Raw genomic sequence first — 20,328 nt, forward strand, 5'->3', positions numbered from 1 at the left:
CAACCGGCCGCTCAGCCGCTCGGCGCCGCATCGCGACAAGGAGCTCACCGAGGCTGGAGCAGCTCACGTTCGACCATGAAGGCGCGCAACGTCTCGGCGTCCTCGGCGGACATCAGTCGGCGTGGGATCACGGTCGCCGGCATCCGGCCGACGTACACGATCCAGAACTCGGGGGTGTCCCTCACCTGGGCGACCCCGTCCCAGGCGATGCCGCCGGACTCCGAGCCGCTGCGCATCATGATGTTGTCGTCGGTGATGTCGTAGGCGCCCTCGACCGTGTACCGACCGGAGCGGCGCCGGGCGCGCAACCGCACCCACGGCCCGTACAGTATCGACAGCAGGCCGGCCAGGACCAGCGTCAGGCACAGCGGCGCGATCTGGTCGAGCCACCCGAACCCCCACGAGACGGCGAAACCGATCACGCCGACCGCCGTCAGCACCGCGCCGATGTAACCGTATACGCGCAGCCGCACGCTGCTGAGCGCAGCGGCCACGCGGCCTGGGTAGGTGGGATCGGCTGGGACGTCGAAACGGATGTGCACGCCAGCACGATAATGCCCCCCGCCCGGCCCGCGGGCAGCGCATCACGTTGCGCCCCGCTGGTCGGATCGTCGAGAACCGTCCGTGGTCAGCGGCAGGCGGGTTCTCGGTCGGGGGTCAATCAGGCAGAACCTCGACGTACCCGTCGCTTCCGTGTACGCGGATCCGCTGCCCATCGCGGATCAGCCGGGTGGCATCCACCACACCGACGACAGCCGGCAGGCCGTACTCCCGTGCGATCACCGCGCCGTGTGTCATCAATCCTCCGACCTCCGTCACCAGGCCTGTGATGGCGACGAAGAGCGGCGTCCAGCTCGGGTCGGTGTGGGCCGTGACGAGGATGTCGCCCGGATCGAGAGCGGCCTGGGCCATGTCCAGGATGACGCGGGCGCGCCCTTCGACGGTCCCGGCGGAGACCGGTACGCCGATCAAGGCACCGGTCGGAACGTAGGCGCGTCGGTACGCCCCGGTGATGGCCTCGCCATCGGACGTCAGCACCCGGGGCGGGGTGAGCGACGCGTACGAGCGAAATGCCTCCTTGCGCTGCTGGACGAGCCGATCGTCCACCGCGTTCGAGCGCACGACGTCGTGGAGTTCCTGGAACGTGAGGTAGAAAATGTCTTCCCGCTCAGCGAGCACGTTGGCCTGCACGAGTCGCTCGGCCTCTGCCAGCAGGGCCTGCTTGTAGACGAAGTAGCGGCTGACGATGCCGTACTTCGGGTACTCCCGGTAGCCGATGAAGGTCCGGACCCGGTCGATCATCCGCTTGGCCTCGTCGGCCTTCTGCTCCCCGTCCGGCAGCGCCCGCAAGCGTGAGAGTACGTCGTGTTCCTTCCGCCGGGCCTCCTGTCGCCCCTGCTCGAAGCGCCGCTTGGCGGCTCCCGGCTCGAATAGCTTGATGTTGTCGAGGATCAGGGGCACGAGCGTGGTGGGGCGTTCGCGCCAACGCGGCCTGGTGATGTCGATCTCGCCGACGCAGCGCATGCCGTACCGGTCGAGGTAGGTCTCGATGGCGTCGCGCGCTTCGGATCCGCCCGCGAACTTCGGCAGTTCGTCCAGGAAGCGCTCGTCCTCGACGCCCCGTAGGAACGCCACCACCTCCGGATGCGGGCGGATCACGTCGGCGACGTCGAGCAGTGCCAGTCCCATCTCCGAGGTGATGTTGCCGGGGGCGGACAGCGTGAGGGTGTCGGCCGCGTTCTTCTCGCCCAGCCATTCCTGTAGCTGGTCGTTGAGCCACCAGGTGGCCTCCATCCCCGCCATGATCGCCTGGATGCTCGACGGATCACTGAGGACCCGCTTGTGATCCTGGAACGCCTCCAGCAGAAAGTCGAACAGCGCCGGTCCGGTCTTCGTACGGATGTCGCGCCGCAGGGCGGCGATGGACGCCTGGCTGCGCTCGACCAGTTCGGCGACGATGGCCGGATCGGTCTCGATCGGGGCGGGCGCACCGCTGACCGGTGGCCCGCCGGGACCCGCGTCCGGGAGCGTCGGTACGAAGTCGTCGCGATCGAGGACGGTCTCCAGCGCATCCCTGATCAGCGGATCGCCCCTCCCCATGACGTCCAGGAGGCCGGCGCGACTCGCGGGCGAGGTCAGGCGCGGGGTGACGTCGACGAACAGCCTGCCGCCGGCCTCGTGCATCGGCGCCAGGGCCGTCAGCTGCCACACGGAGACGCCCAGTGGCTTCATGGGGTCGGTCATCATCTGCCCGTGGCCGACGGATACGTAGACGTGATTCTCCACGTCACCGGTCGCGGGGATCGGGAACAGCGTCGTGATCGGCCGGCTCTGCACGATCTGGAAGTCGTCGTCGACCAGGCACCATTCGATGTCCTGCGGGTGGCCGAACTGCGCTTCGATCCGCCGCCCGAGCTGCACGAGCCGTACGACCTGCGCATCCGTCAGCGCCGGCTGCTCCTGCTGCTGCGGGCCGATCGCGACTTCCCGCGTACCGCCGGCCGGCAGGGCGTGGATGGCGCGCTGCTTGCCGGCGACCACCTTGCCGACGACTTCGCCGCCGCGCACCTTGAACACGTCCGGGTTCACCAGGCCGGCGACCAGGGCCTCGCCGAGGCCGAAGCTGGCGTCCACGGTGGCGACCTTCCGGTTGCCCGTGACAGGGTCGGCGGTGAACAGGATGCCGGCCGCGTCCGGGAAGACCATCTGCTGCACGACCACGGCCATCTGGGTCTTCCGGTGGTCGATGCCGTTGCGCAGGCGGTAGGTCACGGCGCGCTCGGTGAACAGCGACGCCCAGCACCGGCTGACCTGCCGCAAGACCGCTTCCGGCCCCACGACGTTCAGGTACGTGTCCTGCTGACCCGCGAAGGAGGCCGTCGGCAGGTCCTCTGCCGTCGCGCTGGACCGCACGGCGTACGCGGCCTGCTCGCCGAACCGGGCGAGCGCGCGGGTGATCACCGCTGCCAGGTCGCCCGGCATGGCCAGCCCTTCGACGGTCCGGCGGATCTCCGCGCTCAGCGTCCGGATCGCCTCCCGGTCCTCCGGATCCAGGCGTGACAGCCGGTCGAACTCGTCGTCGATCGACGGCGCTTCCGCCATGATCCGCCGAAAGGCGGCCGTGGTGACGCAAAACCCGAGCGGCACGCGGATGCCGTCGATCCGCGACAGCCCGCCCAGGTGCGCGGCCTTGCCGCCGACGACCGCGACCTGCTGCTCGTCGACCTCGCGAAGATCCAACACGTACGGCTCGATCATCTCGATGTCACCGCGTCCCCGTACGTCGACAACAACACCCGCACGTCGTCCCCCATTTCCGCAGGTCATGGCCCCGGCCGACGATTCTGCGGCACGACCCCGGTCTTGCGGCAAGCCCCCCGGTGCGATATACGTTAGAAGTGGCAGGGAGAGAAATCTTCCTGCCTGTGCTTTGTCGCCCCCGCTGCCGCGCTGGCAACGTTTTGGCGCCGTGCTGGCTGATCGATACGGTGCCTCGATGCCCCTTACGCAGCTCACCGCCGAGTTGGTGGTCGACGGTCGTCTCCCGTATGCGTTGGCGCTCTCGCCCGACGGCAAGTGGGTCGCGTACGTGGTCGCCCCGGTCGGGCGGGCTGGTGATCACCCCGTTGGTGAGGTCTGGGTCGCCGCCACCGACGGGACCGGGTCGCCGCGACGACTCACCTCGGGGGAGGCGTACGACTCGGCGCCGAAGTGGGCCGCGGACTCGCTGCGCATCTACTTTCTTTCCGACCGGGCCGAGCGTGGCACGGCGCAGGTACATCGGGTCGGGCTGGTCCACGGCATCGTGGAAGCGGTCACGTCCTGGTCCGGTGGGGTGTCGGGACACCTCCCGCTGGCCGATCCCGATCTGCTCGCCGTGGTCGCCGCCGATGAACCGTCCGCCGAGGACGAACGTCGCGACAGGGAGCGCGACGACCCCCGGGTGTGGGGCGAGCGCGTACGCCCGGACCGGCTGCGGCTGCTCGACGTACGCAGCGGGAAGGTCCGTACGCCGGACGGCTTCGGCGATCGCCATGTCGTCGAGGTGACCGAGCGGCCCGACGACGGAACGCTGGCGGTCCTCACCTGGTCGACTCCCGAGGTGGACCCGGGCCTGGTCGAGCCCGGTCTGCACCTGCTCGACCCGGACAGCGGCATGGCGCGGGACCTCGGCCCGGCCGCGGCGGACGCGTCGTCGCTCGTGTGGTGGTCCGCCGCCGACGGCTGGCATCTGGCGTACATCGCGAAGACCCCGCCGGCACTGGTGGGCGGACACGCGATTCTCGACGTCGCGGTACCGGCGAGCGGGCCGGTGGGCGAGCACCGCAACCTGACCGCCGGCACGACCAGCTGCCCGAGCATCCTGGTCCAGGTCGACACCGGTACGCCGCTGATGCTGGTCGCCGACGGGCTCGACACCGCAATCCACCGGCTCGATCCGCTCGGGCCCCACTTCGTCGAGGTGTCCCGGGTCGACGGTCTGGCGACGTCGTTGACCACGAACCGGCACGGTGACGCCGTCGCGGCTGTGGTCAGCACCTCCTACGAGCCCGAAAACGTGCACGCCGGCCCCACTCGCGGGCCGCTGACGAGGTTGACCGACCTCCGGCCCGAACTCCGCGACATCCGGTGGGGTGTCCAGGAACGTTTGTCGTACGACGCATCCGACGGGCTGGCCCTCGACGGCCTGCTGATCCTGCCCGCCGGCCGATCCCATGAGGACGGGCCTTTTCCGCTGGTGACGCTGGTGCACGGCGGCCCGTACGAGCGGCACGTCGACCGGCTCAGGCTCGGTTGGTTCCCGTCCGGCCAGGAGTTCGCGACCGCGGGCTACGCGGTGTTCCTGCCGAACCCGCGTGGCGGCAAAGGGCACGGCCACGACTTCGCGGTACGCGCCGCCGGTGCGGTCGGCCGCGCCGAGTGGACCGACATCTGCGCCGGCATCGACCTGCTCGTCGCCGACGGCGTCGCCGACCCCGACCGGCTGGGCATCGGCGGCTGGAGCCACGGCGGGTTCATGGCCGCCTGGGCGGTCGGGCAGACCAACCGGTTCAAGGCCGCCGTGATGGGAGCCGGGATCAGCGACTGGGGAATGCTCGCCGCGACCGGAGAAGAGGGACCGTTCGAGTCCGCCCTCGGCGGCAGCAGCGGCTGGGAAGGACCAGGCCCGCACCGCCACGACCGGCTCAGCCCGATCTCGTACGCCTCCAGGATCCGTACGCCCGTGTTGATCCTGCACGGCGAGCACGACACGAATGTCCCGGTATCCCAGGCGGAGTTCTTCCACCGCGCGCTACGCAGGTTCGGAGTCGAACACGAGTACGTCGTGTATCCCCGAGAGGGTCACCGGATCCGCGAACGCAACCACCAACTCGACGTGCTCCGCCGTACCCGCGCCTGGTTCGACCGCTGGCTCGGATGACCCCGACTGCCGAATGCCACGACCGCGCGGCTGGCCACGCCAGCTAGGGCACCGGTCACCGGCTCGCCTCGTCGGTGAATTTCCGTCCGCCGACACTCAACCTTCGGGCCCTCGGTGACCTCTCATCCGTTGACGTCGACGCGCGGGAGGGACCGGACAAGGTGAGTGATGACGGATTCCGGGAGTTCGTCGAGGTTCGTTACGGCGACCTTCTCCGTACCGCCTACCTGCTGACCGGGAGTCGGGACGCGGCCCAGGACCTGCTCCAGAACGCCCTGGTCGTCACGATGCGTCGCTGGCGGCAGGTCGAGGAACCGATGGCGTACGTCCGCCGGGTCATGGTCAACGAGCGGACGAGCCTGTGGCGCCGACTCGGCTCGCGTGAACTGCTGACCGCGATCGTGCCGCAGCGCGATCAGTCCGACGGCACCGATCGGCTTGCCGAGCGCGACGAACTGTTGACCGCGTTGCGCCGGCTGCCGGCCCGGATGCGGGCGGTGCTGGTCCTGCGCTACTGGGAGGAGCTGTCCGAAACGGAAACGGCGCAGCTTCTCGGATGTTCTGTGGGGACCGTGAAAAGTCAGGCGTCCCGGGGGCTGGCCCGTCTCCGTGACGTGCTCGGCAAGTCCGGCGACGCACAGGCGACGCCGAAAGTGACCGTGGGAGGGATCGCATGAGCGTGGACGAGTTGCGGGCCGGGTTCCGGCGGCTCACCGATCCGGTGCTGCCAAGCGAAGACCCGTACGGCGAAGTCCTGCGTCGGGCGCGTAGCCGGCGGCGGACCAGGTTCGCCGGGTTCGGCGTGGCCGGCGCCGCCCTCCTTGCCCTGGTGCTGTCCGGACCGGCTGTCGTCGGTGTCGGCGGCTGGCCGGATGCGCCTCCTTCCGAGGGATACCCGGTCGAGTCGGACTGGACCTGGCGACTGATCGACTCCCCGACGCGGGGCAACCTCGCCGGGGACACCGGGCTGGTGGCCGACCTGACCCGGACGCTTGCCGCCGAGTCGGCACTGCCCAGGGTGAAGGTGCTCTTCGTGCACGATTTCGCGCGGTCGCGCGTCGCCCTGGTCGCCGACTACTCCGACGCGGCCGCGAGTTTGTCCGTCCTCCGCGAGGACCGTGGCGCATCGGCCGGCGATCTCGCTCGCAGTGACGGACTCCGCGACGCCCGGCTGGACCCCTTCGTCACCGCGCATGGTGTGCTCGGCGACGAGGAGGTACGGGTTTCGTTCTGGCAGGTGGGACTGGCTCCTGCCGGTTGCACCGTGGCCACTTCGGAGCACGCGACGATCGGCCCGGACGGTGTGGTCCGCCGGGTCTGGCAGGCCGCCGCGACCGGGGACTACGTGGTGAACGAGGTCATGCCGGCCGCCCGGTGGCGGACGACCTGTGACGGCGTGATCCGGCAGCAGGGACCGGCGGAACCCGGCATCGGCGAGCTCAGTGCTCTGACGGCGCCGTCCGATCCGGAGGCGGCTTCTGGCTGGGCGCCGCTGCTCGACCGGCCGACGGGACAGGCGGCGCTGGCGTCGTACCAGGAACTGGTGGGCTCGGCCGGTCTGGCGGCCGCTGGACCGGTGGTGCGCTGGGCGGGCACCCTTACCGAGGGGGCGCACGAGGTGCCGGCGGTGCTGCTCGGGCCGGCGACCGGCCCCGGTGCGGTGGTGCTCCAGGTCGGCGCCGAGCCGAAGGCCCTGGTGGCCCTGGTCGACGACGACCACGCCGCTCCGGGCGACTCAGCGGCGGCGAACGGCGCCGGATGGTCCCTGGTCGCACCGGGGACCGCTGACGACTCCGGTGTGATCGCGGTCCGGGTGCCCGAGCGCTCCGGCGGGCACGCGGTCGCGTCGGATCGGATGCTGGTGGTGGGACCCGCGTCGGCTGCCACCGTCGAGGCGGTCGACGCCACCGGCACGGTGATCGAATCCGCTCGGATGGAGCGAGGTGCTGCCATCCTCACCCTGCCTGCAGGGGAGAAGGTGACCCTGCGCGTGCTGGACGAGACGGGGGATCAGGTGGTGGCGGCCGTGACGCCGGAGCACGCCGAGGGCCAGCAGCTCTTCGGCGAGCCGATCGTCTCGGCATGGTGAGCCCGACGTCCAGGCGGGCCACCGGGGAACGATCCGCTGCCACGGCGGTTGACGCAGCTCGTGGGTGGCCGAAATACCCGAATCATCCGTTTAGTCATACTCCTTGGGATAGCTTCGGCCTGTCGTATCTCAGCAGCGCCTCGGGAGCAACCAATGTCGCACCACCTTGACACCCCGCATGCCGCCCAGACCGGTCAGCTCTACCTTGACGACCTGTACGTCTTCCCGGGCGAACATGGCACCGTGCTGGTGATGGATGTGAACAGCTCGGTCACGAACGTCGACCTTCAGCCAGGCTTCCACCACGAGGGCCGGTACGAGTTCAAGATCCATGTCAACGGCTCGGCGCTGGAGGAGTTGACCTACCGGTTCACCTTCGGCGAGTTCGATGGTCAGGGACAGGACCTGACCATATCCGCGCTCACCGGTGCGGACTCCCGTGACGACGCCGCGACGGGCGTGGTGCTGGCTCAGGGCCGTACCGGCGAGGAGGTGACCGGGCAGGGCCTGCGGGCGTGGGCCGGGCGGATCAACGACCCGTTCTACGTCGACCTGGACCTGCTCGCCACCGTCAACGGCGCGGTCGCCAAGGGCACCAAGCTGGACCGGTCGGCATGGAAACCGGAGCAGGCGAAGAACAGTTTCGCCGGCACCACCGTCGACTCGATCGTCCTGGAGGTGACCGACGACTCGATACTCTCCGACGGCACGACCATCGGTGTGTGGGCCGCATCCAAGCTCGCCACGGACGCTGGCGGCTGGCGTCAGATCAACCGCGCCGGCCACCCGATGATGTGGCCGATCTTCTGGCCCACCGACAGCGACTTCACCAACCCGGCCAACACCCGCCACCCGTGCGACGACCTCGCGCAGGACGGCGCCGCGATCGCCAGCGCGGTCGCCGGTGCCGTCGCCGCCACCGGCACCTCCCAGGACCCCGAGGCGTACGGCTGGAGCGTGGCGCGCCGGGTCTACCCGGACGTCCTGCCCTACAAGGTGGGCACGCCGGCGAACTACGGCTTCGCGAAGTTCAACGGTCGGACGATGGCCGACAACGTACCCGAGGTGATGTTGTCGCTGGTGGTGAACACGGGCATCAACTGTGGCCTCACCCCGGACACCACCAAGGACGCCCGCGCCGACGCCTTCCCGTACGTGGTCCCTGTCGCGCGGTGAGTGCCCGCCGGCCCCTTGGGGGGACCTTGCTCGGGGGTTCGGCGGCCACGCTCACCCATTCGCGAGACGCTCGGGTGGCGGTCCGGTCGACTCGCGTACGGTCAGGGTTGCCGGCAGGATGACGGTCCGTCGGTCCGGTTCGGCGCCGGGTTCGTCCAGCCGGGCCAGCAGCATGGCGACCGCCACCTCACCGGCCTGTTCGATCGGCCCGGTCAGGGTGGTCAGTGGCGGGTGGCAGAAGTCGGCACCGAAGATGTCGTCGCAGCCGACCACGCTGAGGTCACCGGGGACCCGTACGCCACGTTCGCGGAGCCGGGGCAGCATGCCGATGGCGAACAGGTCGTTGAAGCAGACGCAGGCGGTCGCCCCGGCGGCGAGCACCGCGTCCGCGGCTGCCGAACCGGAGCGGCGCCCGCGAGGGAACGGCCCCACCTGACGGAACCGTTGCCCATACCGTTCACCGGCCGCGCACATGGACCGCCACCGGGCCCGGTTCGACCAGGCGGTGTCCGGCCCGGCCACGTAGACGATGTCACGGTGGCCCAGGTTGACCAGGTGTTCGACGGCCAAGCCGATGCCGGTCGGGGTGTCGATCACGACGCTCTGCACGCCCCGTACGTTGCGGTTGACCGCGACCAGCGGGATCTCCCCGGCGAGCGTGGTCAGGGCACCCTCGGGCAGCCGGGAGGCGGCGAGGATGGCGCCGTCGAGCGAGCGGCGCATCTTGTGCAGCATCTCCGCCTCGTGCTCGCCGGAGTCCTCGGTGTCGATCAGCAGTTGGGCGTAACCGGCGGCTTTCAACCGCTGCTGGGTGCCCCTGATCAGTCCGAAGTAGAACGGATTCGTCACGTCTGAGATCAGCACCGCGATGGTCCCGGTCCGTCCGGAGATCAGGGCCCGCGCCTGCGAATTGGGTACGTAGTTCAGCTCGCGGGCGGCGGCCTGGATCCGGTCCCGGGTGGCGGCGCTGACCCGTCCGGGTTTGTTCAGTGCCCGGGACACGGTCGACGGTACGACGCCGGTGACCCTGGCGATGTCGGTGATGGTGACCGGGCGGGTGCGGCGTACGCCGTCGCTGCCTCCCTGGTCGCCGGGCGGGCTGCTTCCCATCTCGCCAGGCAACCACGGTTGGCAAAAGCGTGGCAAACGATTGCCGTCGATCGCGGTCGATTGTTACGGTCCCGTGAATTCCGCCACCGAGGTGCGCCGGTGCGCTGCCTCCCGCCGAGGAGCTGAGGTAGATGAAAGCGCGACGAACCCTGGCCGGGCTGACCGGTCTGATCGTGGTCGGGCTGGGCCTGACCGCCTGCGGCGCCGACGAGAGCGGTTCGGGCGGGGCCGGGTCGAGCCTGGACGTGCTGGTACAGGCCAACTCGATCTACCCCGAGCAGCAGCGGAAGTGGTTCTCCGACGTGTCCGCGAAGTTCGCGGCGGACACCGGGGTGACCGTACGGTTCGAGACCTTCGCCTCCCCGAACGACGAGTTGACGAAGATCCAGACCTCGGTCCTGTCCGGCCAGGGACCGGACATCTACTCCCTCGGCACCACCTTCACCCCGACCGCGTACGCCACCGGCGCCTTCGTGGAGCTCACCGCCGACGACTGGGCGAAGATCGGCGGGCGGGACAAGTTCCTCCCCGCCACGCTCGGCATCTCCGGACCGGAGCAGGGCAAGGAGGTCGGCGTACCGTTCGCCAGCCGGCCGTTCGTGATGGCGTACAACAAGGAGTTGCTGGCCTCGGCCGGCATCGACAAGCCAGCCGACAGCTGGGACGGGCTGCGTGAGCAGGCCAAGCGGCTCACCACCGGCGGCCGGTACGGTCTCGCGGTCGCCTACGCCGACTCGTTCGACCCGTGGAAGTTCATCTGGGCGATGGACGTGCAGGCGGGCAACCCGCTGGTCACCGGCGGCACGCTGCGGCTGGACGACCCGACCACGCTGGCCGCGTACCGTAGTTATCTCGGCTGGCTGGCGACCGACAAGGTGGTCGACCCGGCCGCGGTCGGCTGGAAGAACGCGCAGGCCATCGCGGCCTTCGCAGCCGGCAAGGCGGCGTTCCTGCCGATGGTGTCGGCCACCTCGAAGGTGACCCTGGACGCCTCCGCCGTCGCCGGCAAGTACGCGTACGCGATCATGCCGACCGTGCCGCCCGGCGCGTCGGCGGTTGCCGCGTCGGGGCGACCGGCGACGAGCATCCTCTCCGGCGACAACCTGGTGGTGGCGAAGTACAGCAAGAACAAGGACAACGCCCTCAAGCTGATCAAGCTGCTGACCGACCCGGAGATGCAGGGCACCTACTACAAGACGTTCGGCGAACTGCCGACCAACACCGAGGCTGCGGGCGCTCTCAGCGGCGACCCGGCGCTCGCCGCGCTGGTCGAGTCGTCGTCCAAGGCGGTCGGTACGCCGTTCAGCGGTGCCTGGAGCCAGATCCAACTCGCGCTGGTCAACGTGGTGGTCCAGTCGATCCCCACCCTGTCCGCCGGCCGGATCGACGAGGCCAAGCTGCGGTCGCTGCTCGCCGAGGCGCAGAAGACCGGGCAGGCAGCGCTGGACAAGGCCAAGTGACGCCGGCACCGCTGACCGGCGAAGGTCCGGTGACCACGGTGGCCCCGCCCGGCGCGGAGCAGCCGACGCCCGCGCCCGGCCCGGTCCGCACGCCGGCCCCGGTCCACCGCCCGACCCGGGGCCGGCGTACGCGACAGCGCCACCGTCCGCTGTGGATGCTGCTCCCCGGTGGGCTGCTGACCCTCGTGGTGATCGTCGTCCCGCTGCTCACCGCCGGTTACATCTCCCTGCTCGACCTCGACCAGTACTCGATCCGGCAGTGGGTGGGTGCGCCGTTCGTCGCGCTGGACAACTACGTCGAGGCGGTGTCCGCCTCCCACCTGCCGCACGCCATCGGCGTCAGCCTCGGCTACGCGCTGCTGGCCACGGTCCTCACCCTGCCGCTGGGAGTCGCCGCCGCACTCGCCACCCACGACCGGTTCCGAGGCAGGGCGCTGGTCCGGTCGATCTTCCTCGTCCCGTACGTGCTGCCGGCGTTCGTGGTCGGCACGGTGTGGCGGATCATCCTGCAACCCGACGGGATCGCGAACGCCATGCTCGGGCAGCTCGGCTTCGCGCCCGGACTCTGGCTCAACGGGCCACGCAGCTTCTGGGCACTCGTCATCGTGCAGGTCTGGACCGCGTGGCCGCTGGTCTACCTGCTGGCGGTCTCCGGGCTGCACACCGTCGACCCGGTGGTGTACGAGGCCGCCGCGCTCGACGGGGCCGGCTGGTGGGCCAAGCTGCGCTACGTCATCGGGCCCTACCTGCGCGGTCCGGTCTCGCTGGCGCTGGTCATCTCGTTCCTGCACCACGTCAACAACTTCACCCTCCCGTTCGTGCTGTTCGGGGTGCCGGCGCCGCGTGACGTCGAGGTGCTGCCGGTGCTGACGTACGTGGAGAGCTTCCAGAACTTCCGGTTCGGGCTCAGCGCGGCGATGGCGGTGCTGTCGCTGGTGCTGGTGGCCATCCCGATCGCGGTCTACCTGCGAGCCGTACGACTCGACACCGGAGACGAGGGGCGTACGCCATGACAACCCGTACCCGGGCGGCCCGCTCGGCGGAGGTCACCCGGCTGCTGCCCGGCCCGCTGCGCGCCCTCGTACTCGCCGTCCTGTTGCTGCTGGTCGGGGCGCCGCTGCTCTACATGTTCCTCGCCTCGATCAACTCGGAACTCTCCGTCGCGGCGGGTGAGTTCCTGCCACGCAGCCCGGACTTCGGCAACTACCGCCGGATCTGGTCCACCACCGACCTCGGCCCCGGACTGGTCAACAGCGTGCTGGTGGCCGGCGCCGTCGCGGTGGTCTGCGCGCTGGTCTCGATCGTCAGCGCGTACGTGCTGGTCCGGGTCGCGTTCCGGGGCCGGATCGCCATCCTGCGGGGGCTGCTGGCGTTGCAGACCATTCCCGGCACGCTGATGCTGCTGCCGGTCTTCGTGCTCTTCGCCAGCGCGGCGACGGTGCTCGGCGTACCGGTGATCGGCACCCGGTGGGCGCTGTGGCTCACGTACCTGACCTTCGGGCTGCCGTTCTCGACCTGGGTCATGGTCACCTACCTGCGCGGACTGCCCCGCGAACTGGACGAGGCCGCGCGGGTCGACGGGGCCTCGTCGTGGCGGGTGCTGACCCGGATCATCGTGCCACTGAGCTGGCCCGGACTGACCGTCTCGGCAATCTTCGCCTTCCTGCTCGGCTGGAACGACGTGCTGTTCGCCTCCGTACTGACCAATCCCGACACCCGTACGGCGGCGGTGTCACTCCAGATCTTCGGCGCCACCCAGGAGGGCGGCGCGATCCCGGTTTACGGGCAACTGATGGCGGCGGCGCTGGTCTGCGCCGTACCGGTGGTCGTGCTCTACCTCTTCTTCCAGCGCTACCTGATCAGCGGCCTGACGACGGGCGGGGTGAAATGAGCCCGGCCCCGTTCGCCGCAAGCCCACCCGACGATCGGAGAACGGACCGTATGAACGGCGGCGCCACCGACCCACCCGCCCCGATCGACGTCGCCATCGTCGGCGCCGGCATCATCGGCGCCAACCACGCGTCGGCCGTCGAACGGCATCCCCGCCTGCGGGTCGCCGCCCTGGTCGACCCGGACGAGGCGGCCAGCCGCGAACTCGCCCGAGGCATCGCCGAGCGCACCGGAACCGGCCCGCCCGGCCGCTACCCGAGCCTCACCGACGCGCTCACCGACCGCCCGATCGGCCTGGTCGCGATCTGTACGCCGAGCGGCCTGCACGCCCCGATCGCCGAACAGGCGGTTGCCGCCGGTGCGCACGTGGTGATCGAGAAGCCGTTGGACGTGACCCTGCGCCGGGCCAGGAGGCTGGCCGACGCCGCCAGCGACGCGCAAGCCAGGGGACTCGTCGTCTCCGTGGTCAGCCAGCACCGCTTCGACCCGGCCAGCGCGGCGGTGGCCGACGCCGTCGCCGCCGGCCAGCTCGGCCCGATCACCTCCGCGGTCGCGTCCGTCCCGTGGTGGCGCGACCAGGGCTACTACGACTCGGCCGACTGGCGCGGCACCTGGGCGTACGACGGCGGTGGCGCGCTGATGAACCAGGGCGTGCACACCGTCGACCTGCTGCTCTGGCTGCTCGGGCGGCCGGTGGAGGTCTCCGCGCAGACCGCCAGGCTGGCCCACCACGGCATCGAGGTCGAGGACGTGGCGGTCGCCACCATCCGATTCGAGTCCGGCGCGCTGGCCGTGCTGCACGCGACCACGGCCGCGTACCCGGGGCTGGGCATGCGGCTGCAGGTGCACGGCGCCCGCGGCTCCGCGGTCATCCACGACGACCAGCTCGAATATTTCCACGTCGCGGGCGACACCGACGACCGCCCGCCGCGACGGCCACCCAACCAGGCAGCCGAACGGGTCCCGGTCGGTGACCTGCGCGGCGCACCCAAATCGGAGGACGGTTTCGTGCTCGGTCACCTGCGCCAGTATCAGGACGTCGTCGACGCGATCGACCAACGGAGACCACCCGGTGTCACGGTCGAGGACGGGTTGCTGTCGCTCGCCGTGGTCGAGGCGGTCTACCGGTCCGCCGCACTGGGCCGCTCGGTCGCGGTCGCCGACGTACTCGCCGGGGCCTTCGACGACCTGCCGTACGCCACCGGCGGGACGCTGTCGGTTCCGGCCGGGGAAGCGGGGCCGCGATGAAATTCTCCGTCTTCACCGCGTCGACCCCCGAGTGGACACCCAGCCAGGCGGCGAACGCCCTCGCGGAGCAGGGCTGGGACGGCATCGAGTGGCGGGTCACCGACCAGCAGCCGGCGGCCGAGCCGGGCTTCTGGGCCGGCAACCGGGCCACCTGGCCGCTACAGGGACTGGAAGAACACCTGGCCGAGATAGCCAGGATCACCCGGTCGGCCGGGCTCGACTATTCCGGCATCGGCGGCTACGTGCCTAGCCGCGAGCGGGGGGACGTCGAGCGGATGCTGGCCGTCACCGCCGCCCTCGGTGCCGGGCGGGTACGGGTGACGATGCCGGCGCTCGGCACCGGCCGCTATCCGGAGCTGTTCGACGCCACCCGCCGAGATCTCGACTGGGCCGCCGGACGGGCCGCCGCGTACGGGGTCAGCGTGCTGGTCGAACTGCACCACCGGACCATCGTGGCGTCGTCGTCGGCCGCGATCCGGCTGGTCGAAGGGCTGGATCCGGCCCACGTCGGAGTCATCCACGACGTCGGCAACCTGGTCATCGAGGGGCACGAGGACTACCTGGCGGCATTCGAGATGCTGGGCCCGTACCTCGCCCACGTACACGTCAAGAACGTCGCCTGGCGACCGGTGGGCCAGCGACCGGACGGGGCGACCGAGTGGGCGGAGGACTGGGCGCCGCTGCGCGACGGGCAGGCGGACCTGGACGCGTACTTCGAGGCGCTGGCGACGATCGGCTACGACGGGTGGGTGACGGTCGAGGACTTCTCCACCGCCCAGCCGCTCGCCGAACGCACCCGGGACAACCTCGCATACCTGCGGGAGGTCGCCGGTCGGGCCCGTACCGTGAAGTAGCGCCGACCGGGACCGCGACTGATCTTCGATTCGTACGCGGGTCGCACACTGTTGCCCGTGCGCGCCGCATCCCTCACCCGTGTTGCCCTAGCCGTGTCTGCCCTGGCCGGAGTGCTCGTCGCGGCCGCCGGACTGCTGACACCGGATGCTGGCTGGCCGCGCGCGGACGTACTCGGCGGTCTCGGTGTCGCACTGGCGGCGAGCGTCGCGTGGTGGTTCCTGGCCCCGCGGTCCGAGCCGGCCGACGGGACCTTCTCACGGTTCGGTTGGTGGCCGGCGCACCGGCGGATCGTCGCCGACCTGGTGCTGGTCGTCGGCGGGATCTGCGTCCTCGCGCTGCCGTCCGCGGTCAACTCGGCCCACCCGGACCTCGTCACGCTGCGCGGGAGCCACCCGGTCATCCGTCAGGTGAATGTCACCTCGGTGAAGAACGTCAGCAGGCGCCGTGGCAGGGGTAGGACGACCTACTACGCGGACGTGACGGCCGAGGTGTCGTACCCGGTCGGCCCGCCGAGGGAGGTGACGGAGCGCATCGTCACCGACGACGATCCCCGGCCCCTCAAGGCCGTCTACGCGCTCTATGCACCGTCGCGGCCACAGGCCGGCCTGCTGCTGGACGACGATCGGGGCCGCCTGGAAGGGCTCCTGCGCACCGGCACGCCGACCTGGCTCGTGGTCGCATTCCTGCTCGGCCTCGCGCTGATCGCCGTACGCGCTGTCCGTGTCGGCCCGCCGGGCGGCTGGCGGGCCCAGGCCAGGTTGCGGCGGGCGCTGGGCCAGGGCATCCCCGTCGTCGTGCTCGAAGGGCGACTCGAACCGTCGGCGCTGGCCGCCGACACGACGCTGCCCGCGGAGTTCCACACCGACGACGCGGGTGGCACCATCCGCTTCGACGAGGCGTTCGACCCGCAACGCATGAAGGACGGCGCCTTCGCCGGCACGGTACGACTGTGCTGGTTGCCCGACACCAGGCCCACCCGGCGGGGCAAGCTGCACGCGGCGATCCTGGTCGCCGACAACGGGCGTTTCGCACCGGTCGGCATCCGCGCGCTGCCGCCTGCGCGGCCCACCGACCAGGTTCCGGCGCTCGATCGTCTGGATGGACCGTTCCGCCGGACCGGCGGAGGCAACCGGGGGCTGTTCGTGCTCGCCACGGTCGTGGCCGTCGGCGTCCTCTGTTCCGGTGTGCTGGTGCCGGAGCGGGTCGCCACGACCTCCGGCTCCGGCTTCGACAACGACTCGGCAGGCGACCTGAGCGTCCTTCTGACCTGCCAGGTCTGTCTGCTGATCATGCCGCTCGTGGTGATCGCCTACTTCCGGGCCGCGACACCTGACAGCCGACCGCGGGATCGACCTCCAGCCGCTGAAGGCGACGCGCCTCCTACGGGTTGAGCTCGTCGGTGAAGCTCGCCAGTTCCCGCCCGTCGGCCCCGTACGCGGCCAACCGCCCGTGTGCCATGTTCGCGCTGCGGAAGGAGAACTCCCGCTGTCCCGGACGCAGGTCGAGCAACGGGATCACCCGGGGCGCACCTCCTGGCGCGGACCGGTATTCGAGCCGGGTGACGGATTCGTCGACGACGCCGTTCACCCGTACCTTCGTCTTCTCCCGGACGACGCCGAACCGGACCGCGGCGGCGGAAGACGGGGCGGCGCACCCCGAGCCGTCCCGGCAGAAGTAGAAGTAGCGTGGGTTGTCGGCGTCCGCCACCGTGTACGCCTTGAACGTCGGGTCGGCCCCGGCCGGCAGCGGCAGTACGGCGAAACACGCCAGGGTGGCGGTGACCGCGGTGGCCGCCCGCAGCCAGCCGCGCCGCTGACCGGCTGTCCGGCGGGCGGTGCCGACCGCGACCGCGGCGATCCCGCCGAAGCCGGCCAGGCAGACGGCGACCACCCCGAAGGCGCGGGCGTTCTCCAGCAGGAACTGCAGGCCGGGGAAGGTCGACACGTCGTCCAGCAGCGCACCCAGGCTGAAGACCATCACCAGCAGCAGGGCCGCTCCGGCGACCCGGCGCAGCGCGCCCTGCGCGGCGACCAGGAGCATCGCCGCGAGCACCGTCCAGACCTGGTGGTGCGTCCACGAGACCGGGGAGGCGACCACCGTGGCGCAGCCGACCAGCACCGCGGCGCGTACCGGCTGGTTGTCCAACTGGAGACTGCGGGCCCGCAGCAGCGCGGTGCCGCAGACCAGGGCGACCAGCACGGCCCAGAGCAGCGGCAGTGTTTCCGGTGACACCCCGACCCGCATCAGCATGCCGTGCACCGACTGGTTGCCCAGCGAGGCGAGGTTGCCGATCCGGGACGTCTCCAACATCATCCCGGTCCAGTACGTCCAACTGTCGCCGGGCAGCGCGACCGCCGCGAGGACGGCGCAGCCGACGAACGCGCCGACCGCGCGTGCCGCGTCCCGGTGACGGCCCGAGACCAGGAAGAAGATCACGAACAGCAGTGGGGTCAGTTTGATCGCCGCGGCGACGCCGACCAGCACACCCCGGTAACGGGCCGGGGTCAGCCCCACCGCGTCGACCAGGGCGAGCAGCACGACGAACATGCTGACCTGGCCGAACCGCAGGTTGCTCTGCGCCGGTGCGGAGACCAGCACCGCGCAGGCGATCGCGGCGACGACAAGCTGACGGTGCCGGGGCGCGACGGGGAACGCGCCGCTCACGGTCGCGGCGACGGCGGCCACCGCCGCGACCACCCCGACCAGCCAGATCACCTGTACGGCGGCCTCCGGCAGCGTCACCATCGGCCGCAGCAGCAGCATCGCGAACGGCGGGTAGGTGAACGGGCCACCGTTGGCCGCGACGTACTCGTACAGCGGTCGGGCGGCTTCGACGGTCTGCGCCGCTCCGTAGTAGATGTGCAGGTCGGACAGCCGCTCCCAGGGCGGTCGGCGCAGCACCAGCACCGACGACACGACGGCGATCACACCAAAGAGCAACCACATCGAACCGGCTCTACGCCATGGCATCGGACCAACGTACCCAATCTGTACGTTGGGGGACAGACAGTGTTCCGGATCGATGCATTGTCGATGCGTTCCCGCGACGGTTTACCGCATTTCCGGTCCGGGTACCGCATCCGGAAGATCGACCGGTGAACGTCGTCGGGGGAGTGGGGTGCGGTGCGGCTGCGGCGTACGGATCAGACGAAGCCCGGCTACGGACGGCGCGTACGCGGTCGCGGGGTCAGCTTCCTCGACCGCGACGGACGTCCGCTGCGCGACCCGGACGAGGTGCAACGCCTGCGTGAGCTTGCCATCCCACCAGCCTGGCGGGACGTCTGGATCTGCCCCGACCCCAACGGTCACATCCAGGCCACCGGTGTCGACGCGGCCGGACGCAAGCAGTACCTCTACCATCCGCGCTGGCGGATCAACCGGGACCGGGACAAGTTCGCGCACGTCCTGACGGTCGCCCGGCGGCTGCCGGCGCTGCGCCGCAAGGTCGACCGGGACCTCGCCGGTCGGGGCCTGAGCCGCGCCCGGGTGCTCGCCGCCGTGGTCAAGCTGCTGGACCTGGGCATGTTCCGAATCGGTGGCGACCAGTACGCCACCGGCGACGACCCGACGTACGGCGTGTCGACCCTGCGTCCGGACCACGTACGCGCCGGACGCGGCTGCGTGGTCCTGGAGTTCGCCGCGAAGGGCGGGATCGAGCAGGCGCGGCAGGTCACCGACCCGGAGGTGTGTCGGGTGCTGCGGGACCTGCGCCGCAGGCGCCGTGACTCCGACCGGCTGTTCGGGTACTGGTCGGGGCGGCGCTGGCACGACGTGCACGCCGACGACGTCAACGACTACCTGCGCGAGTTGAGCGGGATGCCGATGTCGGCGAAGGACTTCCGTACCTGGAAGGCGACGGTCCGTACGTCCCGGGTGCTGGCCGAGGCGGCCCCGCAGCGGTCGAGGACCGGGCGTCGCAAGGTCGTCGCCGAGGCGATGCGGGACGTGTCCGACCTGCTCGGCAACACCCCCGCCGTCGCGCGGGCGTCGTACGTGGACCCGACCCTGATCGACCGGTACGACAACGGCCAGACGGCTGACATCCGTCCCGGTACGTCCGACGAGGCGGCCGAACGCGCCGTGATCAGGTTCCTTGCCTAGGGCTGCGGCGTACGTGGGCAGGTGGGCGCGCGACTGGTTGAATCGTCGGAATGACTGGCTGGTCGACGGTGATCGGGACGCTCGGCGGGGTCGCCGTCACGGCCCTGTTCGGGCTTGTGACCGCATACTTCACGCACCGCTGGCAGCAGGAGCGGGTTCAGCAGGAGCAACAGCTCGTGGCCCAACGGGAGCTTCGCGCGGCACGCCGCGACGCGTACGCGCGATATCTGGTGTCGGCCCAGCGCGTGTTCGACACCGCGAAAGCCCAATACTCGGTCAACCGCGACCAGCCACTGGATCCCATCGAGTTCAGCGCGAACCCGCCCGAGGAACTGCTGGTCGCCATCGCCGCCAACGAGGCGCTCCGGGTCGAGGTGATGCTGCTTGCCGGCGAGCCGTTGCGGGTACGGCTGGAGACGTACGACAGCGGACTGTGGAAGCTGTGGCCGGTGATGGGCTCCGGCAACGACCGGAACCTCCGGTCGGACACCACGCGGAAGTACCACGACCTGGTACGGGCGATGCATGACGAGGTCGCCGGCACCGCCTGAATCCGGCGCGTGGTGACAGGTCGTGCCAACCCCGCCCGACCACGTGATCGTCAACCAGGTCCGCGCGGGGTGCTTGCCGTTACGCAGACCCGATGTCGGCCGCGTCGGCGAACCACGGACGACCCACGCGATCCTCCTGACTCCCGGGGGGCCGACGCCGCTCCCGTGACATCCACACGTCTCGTCCTCCAGGCCGTATCAACGGATACGGCCGCCCTCGGTGGCAAGCCACTCACCGGTTTCCCAGGTCGACGGGCCGTCCTCGATGCGATAACAGAGGTCGAAAACCGGATCGCGAGATCGGGCCAGGGGGGCCGGACGTACACCGTGCGAAAGAGGTCTTCCAGGCCGGGAAGGACCATTCCGTATGGGGCGGGGAACATGCGCTCCAGGTCAGGACGGGTCAGGGTCGTCCAGAGGGCGAAC

At 70.5% G+C, this 20,328-nt stretch carries 16 protein-coding genes; 12 read left to right on the forward strand and 4 right to left on the reverse strand.

Annotated elements, in window-relative coordinates; translation table 11 throughout:
• Positions 1-44: 44 nt before the first annotated feature.
• The gene (locus AB0J90_RS10975; RefSeq protein WP_363594520.1) at positions 45-542 is read right to left on the reverse strand and encodes a YcxB family protein; all 498 of its coding nucleotides are present in this window, start codon (positions 540-542) and stop codon (positions 45-47) included.
• Between the two features lie 115 nt (positions 543-657).
• Complete coding sequence (rph, locus tag AB0J90_RS10980; RefSeq protein WP_363595025.1) at positions 658-3,258, reverse strand: rifamycin-inactivating phosphotransferase; 2,601 nt, start codon at positions 3,256-3,258, stop codon at positions 658-660.
• A gap of 238 nt (positions 3,259-3,496) precedes the next feature.
• On the opposite strand from rph, the gene AB0J90_RS10985 reads away from it, so the two are divergent.
• The 4 genes from AB0J90_RS10985 to AB0J90_RS11000 all read left to right on the forward strand — a co-directional run bounded on the left by AB0J90_RS10985 (position 3,497) and on the right by AB0J90_RS11000 (position 8,687).
• Positions 3,497-5,422, forward strand: a complete 1,926-nt coding sequence (locus AB0J90_RS10985; RefSeq protein WP_363594522.1) for a S9 family peptidase — start codon at positions 3,497-3,499, stop codon at positions 5,420-5,422.
• Between the two features lie 161 nt (positions 5,423-5,583).
• Positions 5,584-6,099, forward strand: coding sequence for a SigE family RNA polymerase sigma factor (locus tag AB0J90_RS10990; protein ID WP_363594524.1), 516 nt, complete (start codon positions 5,584-5,586; stop codon positions 6,097-6,099).
• Positions 6,096-7,511: a hypothetical protein gene (locus tag AB0J90_RS10995; RefSeq protein WP_363594526.1), complete on the forward strand. Its 1,416-nt coding sequence runs from the start codon at positions 6,096-6,098 to the stop codon at positions 7,509-7,511. The genes AB0J90_RS10990 and AB0J90_RS10995 overlap by 4 nt, the downstream gene beginning before the upstream one ends.
• Positions 7,512-7,664: 153 nt before the next feature.
• Positions 7,665-8,687: a DUF4331 family protein gene (locus AB0J90_RS11000; protein ID WP_363594528.1), complete on the forward strand. Its 1,023-nt coding sequence runs from the start codon at positions 7,665-7,667 to the stop codon at positions 8,685-8,687.
• Positions 8,688-8,738: 51 nt separating this feature from the next.
• Here the strand turns inward: AB0J90_RS11000 and AB0J90_RS11005 are convergent, their stop codons facing one another.
• The gene (locus AB0J90_RS11005) at positions 8,739-9,797 is read right to left on the reverse strand and encodes a LacI family DNA-binding transcriptional regulator (RefSeq protein WP_363594530.1); all 1,059 of its coding nucleotides are present in this window, start codon (positions 9,795-9,797) and stop codon (positions 8,739-8,741) included.
• A gap of 131 nt (positions 9,798-9,928) precedes the next feature.
• Here AB0J90_RS11005 and AB0J90_RS11010 point away from each other — a divergent pair, with 131 nt between their 5' ends.
• From AB0J90_RS11010 to AB0J90_RS11035, 6 genes are read left to right on the forward strand one after another with little or no spacing between them, the layout of a single operon-like run.
• Positions 9,929-11,257, forward strand: a complete 1,329-nt coding sequence (locus AB0J90_RS11010; RefSeq protein ID WP_363594532.1) for an extracellular solute-binding protein — start codon at positions 9,929-9,931, stop codon at positions 11,255-11,257.
• Between the two features lie 29 nt (positions 11,258-11,286).
• Positions 11,287-12,270, forward strand: coding sequence for a sugar ABC transporter permease (locus AB0J90_RS11015; RefSeq protein ID WP_363594534.1), 984 nt, complete (start codon positions 11,287-11,289; stop codon positions 12,268-12,270).
• Positions 12,267-13,148, forward strand: a complete 882-nt coding sequence (locus AB0J90_RS11020) for a carbohydrate ABC transporter permease (protein WP_363594536.1) — start codon at positions 12,267-12,269, stop codon at positions 13,146-13,148. Before AB0J90_RS11015 ends, AB0J90_RS11020 begins: the two co-directional genes overlap by 4 nt.
• A 50-nt stretch (positions 13,149-13,198) precedes the next feature.
• Positions 13,199-14,395 carry a Gfo/Idh/MocA family oxidoreductase gene (locus AB0J90_RS11025; RefSeq protein ID WP_363594538.1) on the forward strand — a complete coding sequence of 399 codons (1,197 nt, stop codon included), beginning with the start codon at positions 13,199-13,201 and terminating at the stop codon, positions 14,393-14,395.
• Positions 14,392-15,249, forward strand: coding sequence for a sugar phosphate isomerase/epimerase (locus AB0J90_RS11030; protein ID WP_363594540.1), 858 nt, complete (start codon positions 14,392-14,394; stop codon positions 15,247-15,249). The genes AB0J90_RS11025 and AB0J90_RS11030 overlap by 4 nt, the downstream gene beginning before the upstream one ends.
• A gap of 57 nt (positions 15,250-15,306) precedes the next feature.
• Positions 15,307-16,641: a hypothetical protein gene (locus AB0J90_RS11035; RefSeq protein ID WP_363594542.1), complete on the forward strand. Its 1,335-nt coding sequence runs from the start codon at positions 15,307-15,309 to the stop codon at positions 16,639-16,641.
• Here the strand turns inward: AB0J90_RS11035 and AB0J90_RS11040 are convergent.
• A complete protein-coding gene (locus AB0J90_RS11040) occupies positions 16,631-18,220 on the reverse strand; it encodes a glycosyltransferase 87 family protein (RefSeq protein ID WP_363594544.1) in 1,590 nt (529 codons plus the stop codon). The genes AB0J90_RS11035 and AB0J90_RS11040 overlap by 11 nt on opposite strands.
• Before the next feature lie 153 nt (positions 18,221-18,373).
• Here AB0J90_RS11040 and AB0J90_RS11045 point away from each other — a divergent pair, with 153 nt between their 5' ends.
• The gene (locus AB0J90_RS11045) at positions 18,374-19,351 is read left to right on the forward strand and encodes a DNA topoisomerase IB (protein ID WP_363594546.1); all 978 of its coding nucleotides are present in this window, start codon (positions 18,374-18,376) and stop codon (positions 19,349-19,351) included.
• Between the two features lie 50 nt (positions 19,352-19,401).
• Complete coding sequence (locus AB0J90_RS11050) at positions 19,402-19,902, forward strand: hypothetical protein (protein WP_363594548.1); 501 nt, start codon at positions 19,402-19,404, stop codon at positions 19,900-19,902.
• Positions 19,903-20,328 lie beyond the last annotated feature (426 nt).

It is taken from the genome of Micromonospora sp. NPDC049523 (assembly GCF_040676775.1).
Lineage (GTDB): Bacteria > Actinomycetota > Actinomycetes > Mycobacteriales > Micromonosporaceae > Micromonospora_G.